The organism is Methylobacterium terricola (genome assembly GCF_006151805.1).
GTDB classification, from domain to species: Bacteria; Pseudomonadota; Alphaproteobacteria; order Rhizobiales; family Beijerinckiaceae; genus Methylobacterium; species Methylobacterium terricola.
On the sequence record NZ_VDDA01000010.1, the window covers coordinates 34,476 to 53,295 of the forward strand.

The 18,820-nt window shown below is 70.0% G+C and carries 11 protein-coding genes; 5 read left to right on the forward strand and 6 right to left on the reverse strand.

The window, feature by feature from the left end:
* Positions 1-43: 43 nt before the first annotated feature.
* The 4 genes from FF100_RS20485 to FF100_RS20500 form a co-directional block, all read right to left on the reverse strand.
* Positions 44-3,451 (reverse strand): maltotransferase domain-containing protein, encoded by a 3,408-nt coding sequence (locus FF100_RS20485; protein WP_139037594.1) that lies wholly within the window; start codon positions 3,449-3,451, stop codon positions 44-46.
* A 66-nt stretch (positions 3,452-3,517) separates the two neighbouring features.
* Entirely contained in the window at positions 3,518-8,476 is a 4,959-nt protein-coding gene (locus tag FF100_RS20490; protein WP_139037595.1) for a malto-oligosyltrehalose synthase, read from the reverse strand.
* Position 8,477: 1 nt separating this feature from the next.
* Positions 8,478-10,298 (reverse strand): malto-oligosyltrehalose trehalohydrolase, encoded by a 1,821-nt coding sequence (treZ, locus tag FF100_RS20495; RefSeq protein WP_139037596.1) that lies wholly within the window; start codon positions 10,296-10,298, stop codon positions 8,478-8,480.
* A 239-nt stretch (positions 10,299-10,537) separates the two neighbouring features.
* Entirely contained in the window at positions 10,538-10,726 is a 189-nt protein-coding gene (locus tag FF100_RS20500) for a hypothetical protein (RefSeq protein WP_139037597.1), read from the reverse strand.
* A 314-nt stretch (positions 10,727-11,040) separates the two neighbouring features.
* On the opposite strand from FF100_RS20500, the gene parE reads away from it, so the two are divergent.
* Positions 11,041-13,095 carry a DNA topoisomerase IV subunit B gene (gene parE, locus FF100_RS20505; protein WP_139037598.1) on the forward strand — a complete coding sequence of 685 codons (2,055 nt, stop codon included), beginning with the start codon at positions 11,041-11,043 and terminating at the stop codon, positions 13,093-13,095.
* 185 nt (positions 13,096-13,280) lie between these two features.
* Here parE and FF100_RS20510 read toward each other — a convergent pair whose 3' ends face one another.
* Entirely contained in the window at positions 13,281-14,144 is an 864-nt protein-coding gene (locus FF100_RS20510; protein WP_139037599.1) for an outer membrane protein, read from the reverse strand.
* 221 nt (positions 14,145-14,365) lie between these two features.
* On the opposite strand from FF100_RS20510, the gene FF100_RS20515 reads away from it, so the two are divergent.
* From FF100_RS20515 to FF100_RS20525, 3 genes are all read left to right on the forward strand, one after another.
* A complete protein-coding gene (locus tag FF100_RS20515) occupies positions 14,366-14,608 on the forward strand; it encodes a hypothetical protein (RefSeq protein ID WP_139037600.1) in 243 nt (80 codons plus the stop codon).
* 290 nt (positions 14,609-14,898) lie between these two features.
* Positions 14,899-16,479: a DEAD/DEAH box helicase gene (locus tag FF100_RS20520; RefSeq protein WP_139037601.1), complete on the forward strand. Its 1,581-nt coding sequence runs from the start codon at positions 14,899-14,901 to the stop codon at positions 16,477-16,479.
* Positions 16,480-16,602: 123 nt separating this feature from the next.
* The gene (locus FF100_RS20525) at positions 16,603-17,667 is read left to right on the forward strand and encodes a GGDEF domain-containing protein (RefSeq protein ID WP_139037602.1); all 1,065 of its coding nucleotides are present in this window, start codon (positions 16,603-16,605) and stop codon (positions 17,665-17,667) included.
* A gap of 43 nt (positions 17,668-17,710) precedes the next feature.
* On the opposite strand, the gene FF100_RS20530 is transcribed toward FF100_RS20525, so the two are convergent.
* Positions 17,711-18,091, reverse strand: coding sequence for a HesB/IscA family protein (locus tag FF100_RS20530; protein ID WP_139037603.1), 381 nt, complete (start codon positions 18,089-18,091; stop codon positions 17,711-17,713).
* A gap of 133 nt (positions 18,092-18,224) precedes the next feature.
* Between FF100_RS20530 and FF100_RS20535 the strand changes: the two genes are divergently transcribed.
* On the forward strand, positions 18,225-18,818 hold the full coding sequence (locus FF100_RS20535) for a Uma2 family endonuclease (protein ID WP_139037604.1): 594 nt from the start codon (positions 18,225-18,227) through the stop codon (positions 18,816-18,818).
* The last annotated feature ends 2 nt before the right edge of the window (positions 18,819-18,820 follow it).

Consider the following 18,820-nt stretch of genomic DNA (forward strand, 5'->3'; position numbering starts at 1 on the left):
CGTCGGCGCGGGCGGGGATGCCGCCCGCGCCGGACGAGCCCGGTCAGGCAGGTCCGTGCTGCCACGTGCCGCCGGTGGCCGCAAGGCGGTCCGGGCGGCGCAAGCGCCAGATCACCACTGAGCGCTCGGCCGGGTCGAGGGCGATGCGGTGGGTCTTGCCGCGCAGCTCGAACTTGTAGCCCTGGAGGAGGTCCTCAACCTCGACCGCGCCGTCATCGGGCAGGCCGAGCTGCCAGAGCGGCACCTCGTAGGTGCATTCCTGCCGGCTCCTCGGGTCGAGGTTGACCATGCAGAACACCGCGTTGTCACCGGACGGCGTCATCCGCAGATAGGCCAGGATCTGGTCGTTCCAGGCCGGGGTGAAGACCACGTTGCGGAAGTCCCACAGGGCCGGGTTCTCACGCCGGATGCGGTTCAGCGCGATGATGTGGTCGCGGATGTTGCCGGGCCGGTAATAGTCCCAGGCCTTCAGCTCGTACTTCTCGGAATCGAGGTACTCCTCCTTGCCGGGCACCGGCGCGGCGTCGCACAATTCGAAGCCGTTATAGATGCCGTAGACGCTCGAGAGCGTCGCGGCAAGCGTGCCCCGGATGATGAAGCCCGGACGGCCGCTGGTCTGGAGGAAGACCGGGTTGATGTCCGGCGTGTTGGCGAAGAAGTTCGGGCGGTAATACTCGCCCATCTCGCCGGCCAGCTCCGTCGAGTAGGCCGCCAGCTCGTCCTTGGTGTTGCGCCAGGTGAAGTAGGTGTAGCTCTGCTGGAAGCCGGCCTTGGCGAGCTTCTTCATCATCTTAGGCCGGGTGAAGGCCTCGGCGAGGAACAGCACGTCCGGGTAGCGGTCGTTGACGTCGCGGATCATCCATTCCCAGAACGGGATCGGCTTGGTGTGCGGGTTGTCGACCCGGAAGATCTTCGCCCCTAGCTCGACCCAGCCGACGATGATGTCGCGCAGCTCGATCCACAGCGACGGGACGGCGCCCTCGCGGTAGAAGTCGACGTTGACGATGTCCTCGTACTTCTTCGGCGGATTCTCGGCGAACTTGATCGTGCCGTCGGGCCGCCAGTCGAACCATTCCGGATGCTGCTTGATCCACGGATGGTCCGGCGAGCATTGGATGGCGAAGTCGAGCGCCACTTCCATGCCGTGGGCGTGGCTCGCCGCGACGAGGCGGCGGAAATCGTCGATCGTGCCGAGGTCGGGATGCACCGCCTCGTGGCCGCCCTCCTCGGCGCCGACGGCATAGACCGAGCCGACATCGCCCTCCTGCGCCTTCAGCGAATTGTTCTTGCCCTTGCGGTTGGTGCGGCCGATCGGGTGGATCGGGGTGAAGTAGAGCACGTCGAAGCCGAGCTCGCGGATCTCGGGCAGGCGGGCGATGACGTCGTCGAAGGTGCCGTGACGGCTCGGGTCGCCGGATTGCGAGCGCGGGAAGATCTCGTACCAGGCCGAGAACCGGGCGGCGAGCCGGTCGGCGAAGACCTCCAGCACGACGGGATAGCGCGAGAGGTTCGCCCGCTCCGAGTTGCGGTGGATCAGCGCCGTCTGCTCCAGCAGGCGCTGAAGCTGGACGGCCGAACCGGGCTCGTCGGCCTCCAGCGCCGATACGAGAGCGGTCAGAGCAGCGGCGTCGCTGCCCTCGGCAAGCGCCGCGGCGCGCTTGACGAGTCCGACGCCCTCCTGCGTCTCCAGCCGCACGTCGATGCCGGCCTTGCGCTTCTTCTCCAGCCCCCGCAGCCAGGACGAGAAGTCGTCGCGCCACGCCTCGACCGTGTACTCGTAGCGGGCGTTGCGGGTGAGCGGGAAATGGCCGTGCCAGCGGTCGTTGTCGACGAACAGCATCGGGTCGCGGCGCCACTCGGTCTCGCCGGCGAGGCGCGACAGGACCGCGGCGTTGATGACGTCGTGCCCGTCGGTGAAGATGTCGGCGTCGACATGGACTTGGTCGCCGACGACCCGCTTGATCGCCGACCGGCCGCCGTCGATCTCCGGGCTCACCGCCTCGATCACCACCCGCCCCTCGCCGCTCGGCGTCGAGCGGCGCGGCCGGCGCACGGCCGCGATGCGCCTTGCGGCGAGGATGCGGACCGCGCGGGGCTCCAGGCCGATCGACTGGTCGGCCCGGAAGACCAGGGGCGCAACCTCGGGCGTCAGGTCCTGGAACGGCCCGAACTCGCCGCCGGTGCCGGCGATCAGCGGTGCCGGATCGACCGCGACCGGCCGGTCGGTCGGGTTGTGCAGCACGATCACGGCGTTCTCGGCCGAACCGGGATGGCCGGTATCGATCCGGATCAGCGCCACGTAAGGAGCGTCCGGCGCCGACAGGCGCCACTGCGCACCCTCGACATTGGCCGCCGGCAGGTCGGCCCGCAGGCGGTTGATCGCCGCGATGAAGCCCGAAAGGTCGATGCCGGTGTGATGCTCGCGGCTCTCCGGGGTGGTCTCCACCACGTGGAGCGGCTTGGCGTAGCCCCACTCGTAGCCGATCGGCATCAGCACGCCGGCCGAGAAGAAGGCGGCCAGCGCGTAGCGGCTCTTCAGCTCCGCCGCCACCGCGTCCGGCCCGCCCTCCAGCGACGCCGCGAGGCGCTGCATGTCGTGGTTCTCCGGGAAGGCGATCGACGGCGCCAGGATGCGCAGGCGCTCGTACTGCTCCAGCGCCCACGGCGCCTTCAGGTCCCACCAGGCGAAGGAATTGAACAGGTAGTCGAACCCGGCCTCGGCCGTCGCCCGCGCTTCCTCGAAGGTGCACCCCAGGGTCTCGGCGGCAAAGAGCGCGGCGTGGTCGCGGTCCTTGGCGGCGCCGATCAGGCTGCGCCACACGTCCGGGGGCACCTTGTAGGCGGCATCGCAGCGGAAGCCGGCGACACCGAGCCCCTGGAGCTTGGCGATGTAGCCGTTCCACAGCGCGGTCAGCGCCGTGCGGGACTGGGAGCCGACATAGTCGAACTCGGCGAGGTCGCCCCAGACGGTGATCTTCGACGGATCGTCGGGATCGACCGCGTGCGGGCTCACCGGCGCGCCGGATGCATCGCGCACGAACAGGTCCGGGCGCTCATGCGCCAGCTTCCCGTCATTGGCGGCGTGGTTCACCACCAGATCGGTCATGATCTTCAGGCCGTGCCCGGCCGCCGCCTCGCAGAACCGGCGGATCTGCTCATCGTCGGGCGTGCCGTCGAGGTCGCGCAGGCGCTCGTCGAGGCGGTCGGCATCGGCGACCGCGTAGAGCGAGCGCGAGCCGCCGGCCTGGTGGAAGGGGTTGAGGTAGACCCAGTCGAAGCCCAGCTCCGCGATGCGGGGCAGCTCGGCGGTCCAGGCCGAGACCCGGCCGACCAGGAGGGGAAACAGGTTGTAGATCCGCGGTCCGGCCGCCAGCGGCGCCAGGGTGGCCGGCAGCGGCGTCACCTCGCGGGTGCGCTTCGCCGGCTTGGTGCTGGTGCGGGGTACGTTCATCAGCCCGGTCCTGCCTGCTCTCTCTCGTCCAACGGGCGCGGGGCCGGAATGCCCCGCGCCGGGGTCTCAACTGGCGGAGTGGCGCAGAACCGCCAGGGGGAGACGTGCGAAGAGTCGCTCGACCGGGAGCAGACCGCCTTCGGACCTCACCTCGTCGCCCGTCACCAGATCGCGCCAGACGCTGCCCTCCGGCACCGGCAGGCTCGTGCCGGCGAAGGAGCCCGCCATGCGCGGGCCGTCCTCGGCGGCGACGCGGCGCGGCACCGCGACCAGCAGGTCGCCGGCCTCCGAACCCGCAGTGGCGTCCTGGCGCAGGAACGCGACGAGGCGCTCCGCCCCCCGCCCCTCGGCCGCGACCGGGGCGTAGTCGGCTTCGGCGTAGAAGCCCGGATGCTCCGCCCGGTCGGCGAGCAGGCGGGCCAGCACCGCCTGCTTGATCCGCCCGTCCGGCCACGACGCCAGCAGGTCTGCCAGCGGAACGTCCTGCCCGAGGGCCGCCTCGCGCTCGGCGTAGTCGACCGGGCGGCGGTTGTCGGGATCGACGAAGGAGAAGTCCCAGAACTCCGTGCCCTGGTAGATGTCGGGCAGGCCCGGCAGGGTGCATTTGAGCGCCGAGCGGGCGAGGCCCGTCACCATGCCGACCCGCGCCAGCCGCTCGGCGAAGGGCTTGAACTCGCGCAGGAAATCCGAGCCCGGCGCCACCAGGGCGTCGAACAGCCTGGCGACCGCGCCCTCATAGGCCTCGTCGACATTGACCCAGCTCGACCGGCGCTTGCCCTCGCGCATCGCCTTCTCGGCATAGGCGCCGAGCCGCTTGCGGAAGTCCTCGACATCCTTCGGGTCGGGCGAGTCGGTCAGCAGCTCCAGCGGCCAGGCGCCGAGGATGGCCTGCAGGAACATCCACTGGTCGTTGGCATCCGGCGCCGCCTCGCCCTCGACCTCGGAGAGGTGCGGCTTGACCAGCCGGCCCCACAGGGCCCAGGCCTCGGCCCATTCCTCCGGCACCTCCGACAGGGCGAGGAGCCGCGTGCGGGCATCCTCGCCACGCTTGGTGTCGTGGGTGGCCGTGGTGATCATCGCGTTCGGCCAGTCGCGGGCACGGGCGGCCTGGAGCGCATGGAAATGCTCCGCCGACAGCCCGTACTCGCCCGGATCCCCGCCGACCTCGTTGAGCCCGAGCAGCTCGACGAAGCGGTAGAACAGGGTGTCCTCCAGGCTCTTGGCCATCACCGGGCCGGTGAGCTGCTGGAAGCGGCGGCGGAAGCGGCGCACCACCTCCGGATCGGGCCGGCCGGGCCCGTCCGTGTCGAGCCGACCGAGGAGCACCGCTTGCGCGAAGTCGTGCACCGAGCGGTCCGGCAGGCTGGAGCGGCGCTTGGCCTTGCGCACCGTGTCGCCGATCAGCTTCAGGTCCTCGGCCTCGATCTCGTTCTCGTCGAGTTCCTGCGGCAGGTAGCTGCGATAGACCGGGAAGCGGGCGATGATCTCGGACAGGGCCTGACGCAGGGCGTTGACCGAGAAGTCGCGGGTACGCCGGTCGGCATCCGCCACCTGCTTCAGGTCCGAGGTCAGGACTTCCAGCTCGCTGGCGAAGCTGGTCTCCAGGATCTCGCCCTTCACGTTGCGCAGCAGCCAGCCATAGGGCTCGTCCATGCCGGTCGCCCCGGCATAGAGCGCGGCGACGGCGTCGCGCTTGTCCTGGTCGACGAACAACCCGTCGATCTGGTTGAGCACGTCGTAGCCGGTGGTGCCGGCGATCGGCCACGGCCGGAGCTTCTCGCCCGGCTCCAGGATCTTCTCGACCACGATGTAGAAGCCCGGCCCGAGGGCCGCCTGGAGGGCGCGGGCATAGCCCGCCGGATCGGCGAGCCCGTCGATGTGGTCGATGCGCAACCCATCGATCCGCCCCTCGCGGATCTGGCGGAACAGCATCTCGTGCGCGCCCTCGAACACCCGTCTGTCCTCGACCTTGAGCCCGGCGAGCGAGTTCACGTCGAAGAAGCGGCGGTAGTTGATGTCGCTCGCCGCGACCCGCCAATGGGCGAGGCGGTAGGCCTGGGCCTCGAGGATGCGGTGAAGCGCCCCGAAGCTGTCGGGATGGCCCTTGAAGCCGTTGACGAGCGTCACCGCCCGGTCGAACGCCGTCTTGAGGTTGGGCGAGACCGCGACCGCGTGGGCGAGGCGTCGCTTCAGCCCCTCCGCTTCCTCCGGGAAGGCGGCGAGACGGTCGTGGTTGGTCTCGTCGCCCATCCGGCGCAGGCGCTCGGAGATCGACAGGACCTCCGCCGACCCTTCGTCGCCGACCTCCGGCAGGGCGGCGAGCGCCCGGTCGAGGATGATCGGGTAGCTCAGCGGGTTGACCGGGAAGCGGTGCTCGAAGTGCCAGACGCTGAAGCCGCCCTCCTCCGCGTCGAAGGCGAGCTTCAGGTCGCCCTTCTCCAGGGCCTCGCCGTAACGGTCGCCGAGGAACGGCACGACGAGCTTGTTGCGGGCGCCCAACCGGCCCCAATCGATGTCGAAGGCGTCGGCGGCCGGCGACAGGGCGCCCCATTCGAGCACGGAGAGCCACCACGGGTTGTCGGCGCCGCCGACGCCCATGTGGTTGGGCACGATGTCGAGCAGGAACTTGAGGCCGTGGCTTTTCAGCGTGTCGCTGAAGCGGATGAACGCCTCCTCGCCGCCGAGTTCCGGATTGATCTCGCGGTGATCGACGATGTCGTAGCCGTGCATCGAGCCCGGCCGCGCCTTGTGGATCGGCGAGGCATAGACGTGGCTGATGCCGAGCTTCGCCAGGTAGGGGATGATCTTCGCCGCGTGGTCGAAGGTGAAGTCCTTGTGGAACTGCAGCCGGTAGGTCGCCCGCGGCGGCGGCGAGGCGAGGCGCGCGGCGCCCGAGCGCGGCCCGCGCTCCTCGGAAGAGAGCGAGGCGGCGAGCTTCGCGAGCGGCCCGCCCGGGGCCGCGATCGCATCGAGGTCGCGGTCGAGCTTGCGGCGCCAGTTCGGGTAGCCCTCGGTGACGCCCGGCATGTTGGCCTGGCTGACCTCGCCGAGGATGTCCTCGTACTGCACCGCGGTCAGGACCGACGGGGCGCGGGCGAGGAAGCGCACCGCGGCCTCGAAGGGCGGCTCGTCCGGCACCTCGGCCGTCGGGACGAGCCCCTCCTGGTTCAGGGCCTCCGCCAGGCGCCGGCGCTCGTTGACCCGCTCCCCGCGCTCGGCTCCCGCCCGGTCGGCATCGTAGAGGCCGAGGGACTGGCGCAGCTCGGTATCGACCCCGCGCCACCAGCCGACGAAGGTCGGCAGGTCGTGGGTGGTGATGGCGCAGAGCGCGTCGCGCGGATACTCGGCCGGACGCTTGAAGGTGCCGCCCTCCCCCCGCTCGAACGAGAGGATGCGGTAGCTCAGGATGCCGGCCTGCATCAGCGCGTCGGAGAAGCCGGCCGGCGCCGTGCCGAGATCCTCGGCGATGACGAGGCACTTCGCCCGGTGGCTCTCCAGGCGCAGGACCGCCAGCATCGCCTCGAACGGCATCGCCACGTAGGCGCCGCCCTTCGCGCCGCCGCCGACCGGGATCAGGAACAGCCGGGCGAGCTGGAAGGCGTGGTCGATGCGGATCGCGCCGGCGTGCCGCATGTTGGCCTGGACCAGCGCCCGGAAGGCGGCGAGGCCGTCGCGCTCCAATTCCAGCGGATCGAAGGGCGGCAGGCCCCAATCCTGGCCGTTCGGCGCCAGGATGTCCGGCGGCGCACCGATCGACAGTCCGGCGGCGAAGCGCTCGGGATGCGACCAGATCTCCGAGCCGCCGCGATCGGCGCCGACCGCGAGGTCGCGGTAGAGCCCGAGGCGCATGCCCGAGGCGAGACCCTGCGCGGCAGCCCGGGCGAGCTGGCGGTCGGCGAGGAATTGCAGCCAGGCGTGGTAGGAGACGCGCTCCTGATGCTCCTCGGCGAAGGCGGACACCTCCGGCGTGCCGTTGCGTCGGTAGGCCTCCGGCCAGTCGCCGAGCCAATGGGCGCCTTGCCCGACGAAATGCTCGGACAGGGCCTCGAAAGTCGCGTGGGCCTCCAGGTTCTCGCCACCCGTGGCGCGGAACGCCAGGAACTCGGTGTCCCGCCCGGCCCGGGCCGGCGAATCCTGCCACAGGGCCTCGAGCACCGGGCTGAGCACGTGCCAGACGCCCGCGTGATCCACCAGGGACGCGTCGCGCAGCCGCGCGATCTCCGGGGCGGCGTCCTTCAGCAGACGCTCGGCCCGGCTGCCGGCGAGTTCCGGCAAGGTGGCCGGATCGATGAACAGCGTCTCGAGGAACAGGCGCGAGGACGGCGAATAGGGTGAGACCTTCTGCCGGTCGGTCGGGAACAAGGCGTGGACCGGGCTCAAGCCGAGGAACGCCGCGCCCCTCGCGCCGGCATCGGCGGCGGCCTTGCCGGCATCGGCGTAGGTGCCGATGCCGAGATTGGTCTCGGAGCGCAGGCCGTAGAGCTGGGCAGCGAGGCCCCAGTCGCGCGCGCCCTCGTCGCCGAGCGCCCGCGGGCGCCAGCAACGCTGAGGGGCCGCGATCACCGTGGCCTCGGCGCGCCGGTCGCCGAGCGTCACCGTGAGGCGGTGGTAACCGGGCGTGAGCGGCGGCAGCTCGATCGTGGGCGTCTCGGACGACAAGGCCACGCGCCCGTCGCGGGCCGTGCCGCGTTCGTCGACGACCCGCCAGCTCACCGTGCCGGCGGCTTGACCAGCCCCTTGACCAGACCCTTGGCCAGAACTTTGGCCCGGCCGCACCGGCACCCGGGCGGCGCGACGCGCCTCGACCGGGACCAGCGGCGGCACCAGCCCGTGGCGCAGCGCGTGGATGCGGCTCAGGCTCGCCCGCGCCTCCTCCTCGGTGCCGGCCGGCAGCCCGAGGGCGGCGAGCAGGCCCCGGCGCACGTCGAGCGGGGTCTCGACGCGCTGGCCGAAGGCGTCGGTGTAGTCCGCGGCGATCCCCGCCTCATCGGCGAGCCGCGCGACGACATCCTCGGTCACGGCCATCTCACATCACCTCTTTCACGAACACGCCCGACCAGGCGGGCAGGACCAGGGACCCGTTCTCGCCCTCCGACACCGCGGGCGAGCGCCAGATGACGCGACCGGACGCCTTCGCGAGATCGAAGGGCTCACCGCCGAACACCCCGACGAAACGGAGCGAGCCGCCGGCGTACGACCACGTCACGTCGACCACGTCGGGCCGAGGCAGGGCGTAAGCCCCGCCCTTCCATGCGGTCTTCGTCAGCGGCACCACCTCGCGCTGCCGCAGGTGCAGGAGCGCCGTCGTGTCGGCCAGAACCTCGCGATGGCCGGAACGCTCCATCTCGGCCCAGTCCAGCGTCGAGTTCCGGAACGTCGCCTCCGCGGTCGGATCGGGAATCGTCTTCGCCTTCTCCTCGTCGGCGAAGGCGGCGAAACTCTTGAACTCGCGGCGGCGGCCGTCGCGCACCGCCTTGTTCAGCTCCTCGTCGGGGGCGAAGTCGACGAAGAACAGGAACGGCGTCGAGGCCGACCATTCCTCGCCCATCCACAGCATCGGGATCTGCGGGCTGAGCAGCAGGCCGGCCCGGGCCAGCGCCAGCCTCGACGGGTCGGCGAGGTGGCTCAGCCGCTCGCCGAGCGCCCGGTTGCCGACCTGATCGTGGTTCTGCAGGAAGGTGACGAAGGCGGATGGCGGCAGATGGCCGGACGGCTCGCCGCGGGGATGGTTGTCGAGGGTCTTGAACGGCTCGCCCTGGTAGGCGAAGCCCTCCGCCAGACTGCGGGCGAGATGCGCCGCCGGCTTGTCGGCGAAGCTCTCGTAATAGCCGGAATCCTCGCCCGTCAGCAGGATGTGCCAGCCGTGATGGGTGTCGTCGGCCCATTGCGCGCTATGGAACACCGGCTGACCGGCTGCGTCCCGCTCCAGCCACGACGCCTGATTGGCCTCGTTCTCCAGCATCAGGTGGATCGGCCGCTCCGGATGCGCGGCACGGATCCGCTCGGCCAGCTCGCCGAGGAAATGCGTCTCCGAATCGTCCAGGATGGCGTGGACCGCGTCGAACCGCAGCCCGTCGATGTGAAACTCCTCCAGCCAGTACAGCGAATTGTGGACGAAGTAGTCCCGGACCACCTGGCCGCTGGTCTTACCGTCGAAATTGATGCCCGCTCCCCACGGCGTCTGGTGGCGCTCGGTGAAGAAGGTCTTCGCGTAGGCGTGAAGGTAGTTCCCGGCCGGGCCGAAATGGTTGTAGACGACGTCGAGGAACACCATCAGGCCGAGGGAATGCGCGCGGTCGACCAGGCGGCGCAGGTCGTCGGGGGTGCCGTAGGCGGAATCCGGCGCGTAAGGCAGCACGCCGTCATAGCCCCAGTTGCGGCTGCCCTTGAAGTCGGCGAGCGGCAGCAGCTCGAGTGCCGTGACGCCGAGGTCGCGCAGGGCTTCCAGTCGCTCCGTGAGCGCCGCGTAGGTGCCCTCCGGCGTCGCGGTGCCGACGTGGCACTCGTAGATCACTGTCTCCTCGAACGGACGCCCGGCCCAAGCCTGGTCGGTCCACGCGAAGGCTGAGGAATCGATCACCTCGGACAGCCCCGAGACGTCCTCCGGCTGGAAGCGCGACGCGGGATCGGGCACCACGAGGTCGCCGTCGATCCTGAAACCGTAGCGGGCCCCGGCGCCGACCCCCGGCACGGTCACGCGGCGCCAGCCCTCGCCCTGATCGTCCAGCGGATGCTCCTGCCCGTCGAGCACGAGGGCAACGCTCGTCGCGGTCGGCGCCCAGAGGGCGAAGCGCACCCCCTCCGGTCCGATCTCCGCACCGAATGGCATGCTGTGGGCGCGCCGCATCGGGCCACCATCCTTCAAAACGTGGTTGAGCGAGCGGCGTGGGGGGCCGCTCTTGTGAATTCGGCGGCTTTCGCCGGGTTCCGCATCGCAGCAACGACAGCGGCACCGCGGGAGCTAAGGCGCCGCACGTCCCCGACAATGACCGTCCGGACGGGCCCTGTGGACGGTCGAGCCCGCGCCGTACCGGCAGGGGCCGGAAGCGACCGGTCTCGGAGACCCCGTCCTCAGACCGCCCAGCCTCACAGTGCCCAAGCGAGGGTCGCTGCCATGGCCGCCACGACGGCGGCGCCGGTCGCCGTCATCGTCACCCGGCCGATCCCCGTCGCCACGGCGGCGACACCATCCTCGGCATAACCGAAGGCCTGTCCGGCGGCCTGCTCGGCGCGGGCGAGAGAGAGGTGGCGGGCGTGGCGGTTGACGGCTCTCATCGTCGGGACGCTCCTGCGGCGCGGGCCTCCCGTCGGCGGAGGATCGACCGCTCCGACAACGGACGGTCACTGCCGAGGTTCCGAGGGACGCTCGCGCGTCACCGCCCTTTAAGGGAATTTGTTTACGTCTCGGTGACTCTGGTACGGGTTCTGCTGGGCGCGGATCCGTGCCGTCGCCCGAGCCCGATCGACCACGCCCGTTCGCCACACCCCGACGCCGCCGGAAACCCCTTTTTGTTCCGCGTTTGTTCCGGTATAGGGAGAGGATGACCTCGAATGCTGCCAGAGCCCTTCCCCCATCGCGAGGCCGTCGCGTGAGCGAGGCCGCACGAGACCTGTTCGGACCGGGAGCCAAGCCGGTGGACCCGCTCAAGACGGAAGCCTCGAAGCGCCCGAAGCCGGTCGCCGTGCCCCCGCCCGCGGAGGCCGCGGAAGCCGGCTACGACGCCTCCGCGATCGAGGTGCTGGAGGGGCTGGAGCCGGTGCGGCGCCGGCCCGGCATGTATATCGGCGGCACCGACGAGAAGGCGCTGCACCACCTCTTCGCCGAGGTGATCGACAACTCGATGGACGAGGCGGTGGCGGGCCATGCCAGCTTCATCGAGGTCGAACTGGAGGAGAGCGGCTGCCTCGTCGTGACCGATAACGGCCGCGGCATCCCGGTCGACCCGCACCCGAAGTTTCCGGGCAAGTCGGCGCTCGAGGTCATCATGACCACGCTGCATGCCGGCGGAAAGTTCGACTCGAAGGTCTACGAGACCTCCGGCGGCCTGCACGGCGTCGGCATCTCGGTGGTGAACGCGCTCTCGGACCTGCTCGAGGTCGAGGTCGCCCGCAACCAGACCCTGTACCGCCAAACCTTCTCGCGCGGCCACGCGCAAGGACCGATCGAGACGGTCGGGCGGGTGCAGAACCGGCGCGGCACCCGGGTACGCTTCCACCCCGACGCTGAGATCTTCGGCGAGCACCGCTTCGACCCGCGCCGCCTGTTCAAGATGGCGCGCTCGAAGGCATACCTGTTCGGCGGCGTCGAGATCCGGTGGCGCTGCGCCCCTGCCCTGCTGGAGGGCGTCGAGACCGTGCCGGCCGAGGCCGTCCATCGCTTCCCGGCCGGCCTCAAGGATTACCTCGCCCGCGAGATTGACGGCAAGGAGCTGGTCGCCGACAACGTCTTCGCCGGCAAGGTGACGAAGCCCGGCAGCCACGGCTCGCTCGAATGGGCGGTGGCCTGGCTCGCCAACGACGACGGCTTCTCCTCATCCTACTGCAACACCATCCCGACGCCGGAGGGCGGCACCCACGAGAGCGGGATGCGGGTGGCGCTGCTGCGGGGCTTGCGCGACCACGCCGAGCGCGTCGGCCAGGTCAAGCGCGTGCAGTCGGTCACGGCCGACGACGTGATGGCGACCTGCGCGGCGATGCTGTCGGTCTTCATCCGCGAGCCCGAGTTCCAGGGCCAGACCAAGGACAAGCTCGCGACGCTCGAGGCCTCCCGCATCGTCGAGGCGGCGATCCGCGACGCCTTCGACCACTGGCTCGCCGCCTCCCCGGCCCAGGCCAACAAGCTCCTCGACTGGGTGATCGACCGGGCCGAGGAGCGCCTGCGCCGGCGCCAGGAGAAGGAGGTCGCCCGCAAGACCGCGACCCGCAAGCTGCGCCTCCCGGGCAAGCTCGCGGATTGCTCGAAGGCGGGGGCCGCCGGCTCCGAGATCTTCATCGTCGAGGGCGATTCGGCCGGCGGCTCGGCCAAGCAGGCCCGCGACCGGGCGACCCAGGCGATCCTGCCGTTGCGCGGCAAGATCCTCAACGTCGCCTCGGCCAGCCGGGACAAGCTCGGGGCGAACCAGCTCCTGTCGGACCTGATCCTGGCGCTCGGCTGCGGCATCGGCAAGCAGTACCGGCACGACGACCTGCGCTACGAGAAGGTCATCATCATGACCGATGCCGACGTCGACGGCGCGCACATCGCCTCGCTGCTGATCACCTTCTTCTATCGGCAGATGCCGGAGCTGATCGAGCAGGGCCATCTCTACCTGGCGGTCCCTCCCCTGTACCGGCTGACGCAGGGCGCCAAAAGTGCCTATGCCCGCGACGACAGGCACAAGGAGCAGCTGCTGAAGACCACCTTCAAGTCGGGCAAGGTCGAGATCGGGCGCTTCAAGGGCCTCGGCGAGATGATGCCGGGCCAGCTCAAGGAAACCACGATGGACCCGAAGAAGCGCACGCTGCTGCGGGTCGAGGTGGTGGAGGAGGCGAAGGACGCCACCGGCGACACGGTGGAGCGTCTGATGGGCAACAAGCCCGAGGCGCGCTTCGCCTTCATCTCCGAGCGTGCGGTCTTCGCCGACGAGATCGAGCTCGATATCTGAACCGGTACCGGAGACGGCCCCCGCCGTCCCTGGACCAAAAGCCCGACGCGAACAAGGCCCGGTCGCTCTCGCGGCCGGGCCTTGTTCGTTGGGGGCGTCAGGTGGCTGCCGGAGCCGTCCTCCGCAACGCGAAAAGCCCGGCCGTGAGGCCGGGCTCCGCTCCGTCCAGGGACGGAAATCGACGACTAGAAGCCGTTGAACTTGTAGTTCAGGCCGGCGCGGACCACCGCGAACTCGGTGTCGCGGCGGGTCTGGCCAGCGTTGACCACGACCACGCCCGGGGACGCGGTCGTGATCACGGTGCCGGCGTTGTTGATCGCGAAGGCGCCGTTGTTGCGGTTGCCCTGATCCAGGTTCACGTACAGGCCTTCGACCTTGAGGGTCACGGCCGACGAACGGAAGAAGTTCAGGAACGAGTCGGTGGGGAGAGCGTACTCGACGCCGCCGCCGACGACGTAGCCGGTCTGGAACTCGTCACGCGAGCGGTTCGGCAGGCCGAAGTCGCGACCGCCGCCCGAGCCGTAGGCGAAGCCGCCGGTGGCGTACACGAGGGTGCGGTCGAAGGCGTAGCCGAGGCGACCACGGACGGTGCCGAAGTAGTCGAGGCCCGAGATGCCGTTCGGGTTGAACACCTGCTGCGCGGCGATCGGGCCGGTGGCAGCGAAGCGGTTGCGGTCACGGCCGAAATCGACGTACTGCGCGTCGGCCTCGATGCCCACTACCACGCCCGAGCCCGGGGTGAACTGATAGTTGTAGCCGACCTGGCCGCCGCCGACGAAGCCGTCGGCCGAGCGCTGGCCCGGGAAGGCGATCACGGTGGGGGTGGCGACGAGGCCGGTGGCCGGGCCGACGCCGAGCACGGTCGGGCCGGCGCGGTCATTGGTGCCGAAGCCGTAGCCGGCATTGAAACCGGCGTAGAAGCCCGTCCAGGTGAAGACCGGCACCGGCGTGAACACCGGCGGGGGCGCCACGCGGCGCGGCAGGTCGGCCGCAGAGGCAGCCGCGGACAGGCCGACGAGGGCCACGGAGGCGAGGAGGATCTTCTTCATTCTCTGACTGGTCCTGATTGGCGAGAGCCGGCGCGCTTCTATCCCCGGTCGGTCACCCGGTCTGTCGCATTCCTGCAACGAGGCTGAGTTTTACCCCCCCACCCGTCAACGAAACGTGAATTGCGACCGACCGCCGACCCAAAAAATCGAGTGTCTGCGATCACTTGCGATTAACCACGATGCGACAGCCTGTCCCCCGGCTCTTCCGCTGAGGAATCGACATGTCCCCCGACGGGCGCGAAACCGCGCCGCCTTCCCTCCTCCGACACACCTGGAGGATCGCCCTGATCGCCATCGCGGCGTCGCTGTCCGCGACTCACTACCTCGCCTCGCGCAACAAGCCCGCCGAGCGTGGAGCGGTCGCCTCGTTGAGCGGCGCCGCCGAGCCGGAGACCACGGGATCGATCGCCGGAGGTGCGGCCCGCATCCGCCTCGATCCCTGCGCCGTCACGCTGCGGCCCTGAGGCCGACCGTCGGCGCCGGGGACCGGCGCGAGGTACCGATACCGGGAACGGTCCACCGCCCGGAGGGCCGGGCCGGCGCACAAATCACGGTCAGCACTTGACAAAAGGGCTCGCATCGGGCGTGTCCTCCGGGCGGTCGCGTGCCCGACGCGACGGAGCAATGGCGTGAACGTCCCTCCTCGGCGCATCCGGCGCGGGACAGGCTGCGAAACGACTTTGCCTCCCGGCCGTTGCCGCGACGGTTTCTCCGCGCCGGCCCGATCCGCCCGCGCGCAACGGTTCTCTTCAGGATGTCATTCGCCGAACTGGGTTTAAGCGAGAAGGTTCAGCAGGCCGTCGAGGCGGCAGGCTACACCACGCCGACCCCGATCCAAGCTCAAGCCATTCCGCACGTGCTCGCGCGGCGTGACGTCCTCGGCGTCGCGCAGACCGGCACCGGCAAGACGGCGGCGTTCACGCTGCCGATGCTCACCCTGCTCGAGCAGGGCCGGGCGCGGGCGCGGATGCCGCGCACGCTGATCCTCGAGCCGACGCGCGAACTCGCCGCGCAGGTCGTGGAGAATTTCGAGCGCTACGGCTCGAACCACAAGCTCAACGTCGCGCTCCTGATCGGCGGCGTCTCCTTCGCCGACCAGGACCTGAAGATCACCCGCGGCGTCGACGTGCTGATCGCGACGCCCGGCCGGCTGCTCGATCATTTCGAGCGCGGCAAGCTGCTGCTCACCGGCGTCGAGCTGCTCGTCATCGACGAGGCCGACCGGATGCTCGACATGGGGTTCATCCCCGATATCGAGCGGATCGTGAAGATGGTGCCGTTCACGCGCCAGACGCTGTTCTTCTCGGCGACGATGCCGCCGGAGATCCAGCGCCTCGCCGACGACTTCCTGCACAATCCGGTCCGCATCGAGGTGGCGCGCCCCGCCTCCACCGCCACCACGATCACCCAGCGGCTGGTCGCGACCGGCGCCGAGGGGCACCAGAAGCGCAAGACCCTGCGCAAGCTGATCCGCGGCGCGGAGGAGCTGAACAACGGCATCATCTTCTGCAACCGCAAGCGCGACGTCGCGCAGCTGCAGAAGTCGCTGTCGAACCACGGCTTCAACGTCGCGGCCCTGCACGGCGACATGGACCAGCGCGCCCGCATGGCGGCGCTCGACGCGTTCCGCTCCGGCGAGGTGCCGCTGCTCGTCGCGAGCGACGTGGCCGCCCGAGGCCTCGACATCCCGGCGGTGAGCCACGTCTTCAACTTCGACGTGCCGCACCACGCCGAGGATTACGTTCACCGGATCGGCCGCACCGGCCGGGCCGGCCGCACCGGCACCGCCCTCACCCTGATCGGCCGCGGCGACGAGAAGTCGCTCGCGGCGATCGAGACGCTGATCGGGCAGCCGATTCCCTGGGCCGAGGGCGACCTCGCCAGCCTGCCGGAGGACGAGGCGAGCGAGCCAAGCGAGCGGCGCGGCCGGAGCGAACGCGGGCGTCGGGCCGAGGGCTCCCGCGACGACGGGCGCCGTGAGGAGAGAGGCCGGGACGAGGGACGGCGGGACGAGACGCGCCGCCGGCGTGCCCGCGGCCCGCGCCCGGACGAGGAGGCGGCTCCGGCCCGTGCCGACGGCGAGGCATCGCGCCAGCCCGAGGCATCCCGCCAGCCCGAGGAGCGCCGCAAGCCGGACGAGCGTCGTCCCCAGGCGGCACGGCGGCCGCAGGAGGAACGGCGTCTTCCGGATGACCGCTCCGCCGGGCGACGGAACGACCGCGGGCGCTTCCGCGACGACGACGCGATGCCGGAGGCCGAGATCGGCATGGGCGCTCACGTCCCTGCCTTCCTGCTTCGGCCGGTTGTTCTGAAGAAGCGCAACGACGGCGAATAGACCGGCGATTTCGCTCCTGTGAGCGCCTAGCGCGGCGGCGCTTTAACTGCTTCTCCACCGACCCACGCTATTGGTCGGAGCATGGCGCCGACATGAAGACGGCGTCCAGCGCGGAGACGTTCGATGGCCGACATGAGCAGCGCCGAGCTTGATCGGAGCTTCCTGTTCGGCCAGCGTGCGATGGAACTGATGAAGGCGTACCGCTCGCCGGCGACGCCGCGCAGCTACGCCGTGTGGTACACCTACGTCGCCGGCCTGAATCCGCCGCTCAACGAGGCGATCAAGCGCCTCACCACCGAGCACGGGGTCCTCAGCGAGAGCACGATCGACCTGCTGTTCGAGACCTATCTCGACGGGAAGCGGCTCGCCTGCGAGACCGAGCGGGCGAGCGCCGGCGTGCTCACCGAGATCGAGCAGATCATGGAGATGCTGGACGCCGCCCTCGGCTCCACGGCGCGCTACGGCGCCTCGCTCCAGGCGTTCAGCCAGGATCTTGCCGCCCCGGCGGTGAACCGGGCCCGGGTGCGGGAGATCGTCTCGTCCCTCGTCGTCACCACCCGGGACGTGGCCGCCAACAACCGCACCCTCGAGGCGCGGATGCGCGAGAGCCGCACCGAGATCGAGACCCTGCGCGAAACCCTCGAAGCGGTCCGCGTCGAGTCCCTCACCGATCCCCTCACCGGCATCGGTAACCGCAAGCATTTCGAGGAGATGCTGCACAAGGCCGTGGACCACGCCGCGGTGCAGGGTCAGCCGCTCTGCCTCGTCGTGCTCGACATCGATCACTTCAAGCGCTTCAACGACCTTTACGGCCACCTCACCGGCGATCAGGTGCTCCGGCTCGTCGCGCTGACAATGCGCGAATGCGTCGAGGCGCGGACCACCATCGCGCGGTTCGGCGGAGAGGAATTCGGGATCATCCTGCCGGATTGCGACCGGTTCGACGCCCGGGAGGTGGCCGAGAAGGTCCGCACCAGCGTGATGGGACGCGAGCTGGTCAAGCGCTCCACCGGCGAAAGCCTGGGCCGGATCACCATCTCGGTCGGGCTGGCGGTCTACCGGCGCGGCGACACGGCAGTGTCACTGCTCGAGCGCGCCGATCATTGCATGTTCACGGCCAAGCGCTCGGGCCGCAACCGGGTCGTCGACGACGCGGTCGCGGTGGACACCATGAACGACGTCGCGTGAACGAAGCCGGGCGGCGCGGCTGTCGGCCGCCGGGCTTCGCGCGTCAGGCGTGAGCCGAGGCGAGAGCGTTCGGGTCGGCGGGGGTGATCGCGACCGATTCGCCGCAGCCGCAGGCCGAGGTCTGGTTGGGATTGTTGAACACGAACTGCGACGACAGCTTCGTGGTCTGAAAATCCATCTCGGTGCCGAGCAGGAACAGCACCGCCTTCGGATCGATGAACACGCGGACGCCCTTGTCCTCGATCATGTCCTCGCCGGGCTTGCGGTCCTCGGCATATTCCATCGTGTAGCTCATGCCGGCGCAGCCGCCGTTCCTGACCCCGACGCGCAAGCCCGCGATCGGGCGCTCGGCGTCGGCCATGATGCCCTTGATCCGCGCAGCGGCGGCCTCGGTCAGCGACATCACCTTGAAGCTCGGTGCCATTGTGAAAACTCTCTCCGACGGCCGGGTTCAAGGCCCGGGCGGTTGAGGCGTGACGTTACGATCCGAAGATAAGCATCCCGGTGCCCGCGGTCCACCGCGGGACGTGGTAGGATGCAATGCGACGGAGGCGGCGATGGCGGATGCGGCGCGGCAGCGGATGACGCCGGAGGAGTTCTTTCGCTGGCAGGAGGGCCAGGACGAGCCGTTCGAGCTCGTCGACGGCGCTCCGGTGCCGAAGCACCGGATGATGACCGGGGCCAGCGTTCAGCACGACCGGGTGACGGTGAACGTCATCATCACGTTGGGCAACCAGCTTCGCGGCTCACGGTGCCGGCCGACCACGGACGATGTTTCGCTTCGGACCCGTATCAACACGATCCGGCGGCCCGACGTCACGATCGAGTGCGGCGAACTCGTCCACGACACTCACGAGTCCCGTGAACCACGCCTTGTCGTCGAAGTCGCCTCCCCCTCCACGACCACCGTCGACCGGACCGTGAAGCTGGAGGAGTACAAGCGGCACCCAAGCCTACGATACATTCTGCTCCTCGAAACCGTGGCCCCGGTCGCCCTGCTTTACCGCCGGGAGGTGGAAGGCTGGCAAGCGGAGCTGTTCGAAGGTTTGGATGCGGTGATCGAGTTGCCTGACATCGGCGCGCGACTGATGCTCGCCGACGTCTACTATGACCTGACGTTTCCGCCCCGCATCACCGACGCGATGCGCTGACC

Bases quoted from the DNA above. Each gene is read 5' to 3' on its own strand.
- FF100_RS20515 (WP_139037600.1), top strand. From the start codon at position 14,366: ATGTCCCCCGACGGGCGCGAAACCGCGCCGCCTTCCCTCCTCCGACAC.
- FF100_RS20525 (WP_139037602.1), top strand. From the start codon at position 16,603: ATGGCCGACATGAGCAGCGCCGAGCTTGATCGGAGCTTCCTGTTCGGC.
- treZ (WP_139037596.1), bottom strand. From the start codon at position 10,298: ATGCGGCGCGCCCACAGCATGCCATTCGGTGCGGAGATCGGACCGGAG.
- FF100_RS20530 (WP_139037603.1), bottom strand. From the start codon at position 18,091: ATGGCACCGAGCTTCAAGGTGATGTCGCTGACCGAGGCCGCCGCTGCG.
- FF100_RS20485 (WP_139037594.1), bottom strand. From the start codon at position 3,451: ATGAACGTACCCCGCACCAGCACCAAGCCGGCGAAGCGCACCCGCGAG.
- FF100_RS20490 (WP_139037595.1), bottom strand. From the start codon at position 8,476: ATGGCCGTGACCGAGGATGTCGTCGCGCGGCTCGCCGATGAGGCGGGG.
- FF100_RS20520 (WP_139037601.1), top strand. From the start codon at position 14,899: ATGTCATTCGCCGAACTGGGTTTAAGCGAGAAGGTTCAGCAGGCCGTC.
- FF100_RS20535 (WP_139037604.1), top strand. From the start codon at position 18,225: ATGGCGGATGCGGCGCGGCAGCGGATGACGCCGGAGGAGTTCTTTCGC.
- FF100_RS20510 (WP_139037599.1), bottom strand. From the start codon at position 14,144: ATGAAGAAGATCCTCCTCGCCTCCGTGGCCCTCGTCGGCCTGTCCGCG.
- FF100_RS20500 (WP_139037597.1), bottom strand. From the start codon at position 10,726: ATGAGAGCCGTCAACCGCCACGCCCGCCACCTCTCTCTCGCCCGCGCC.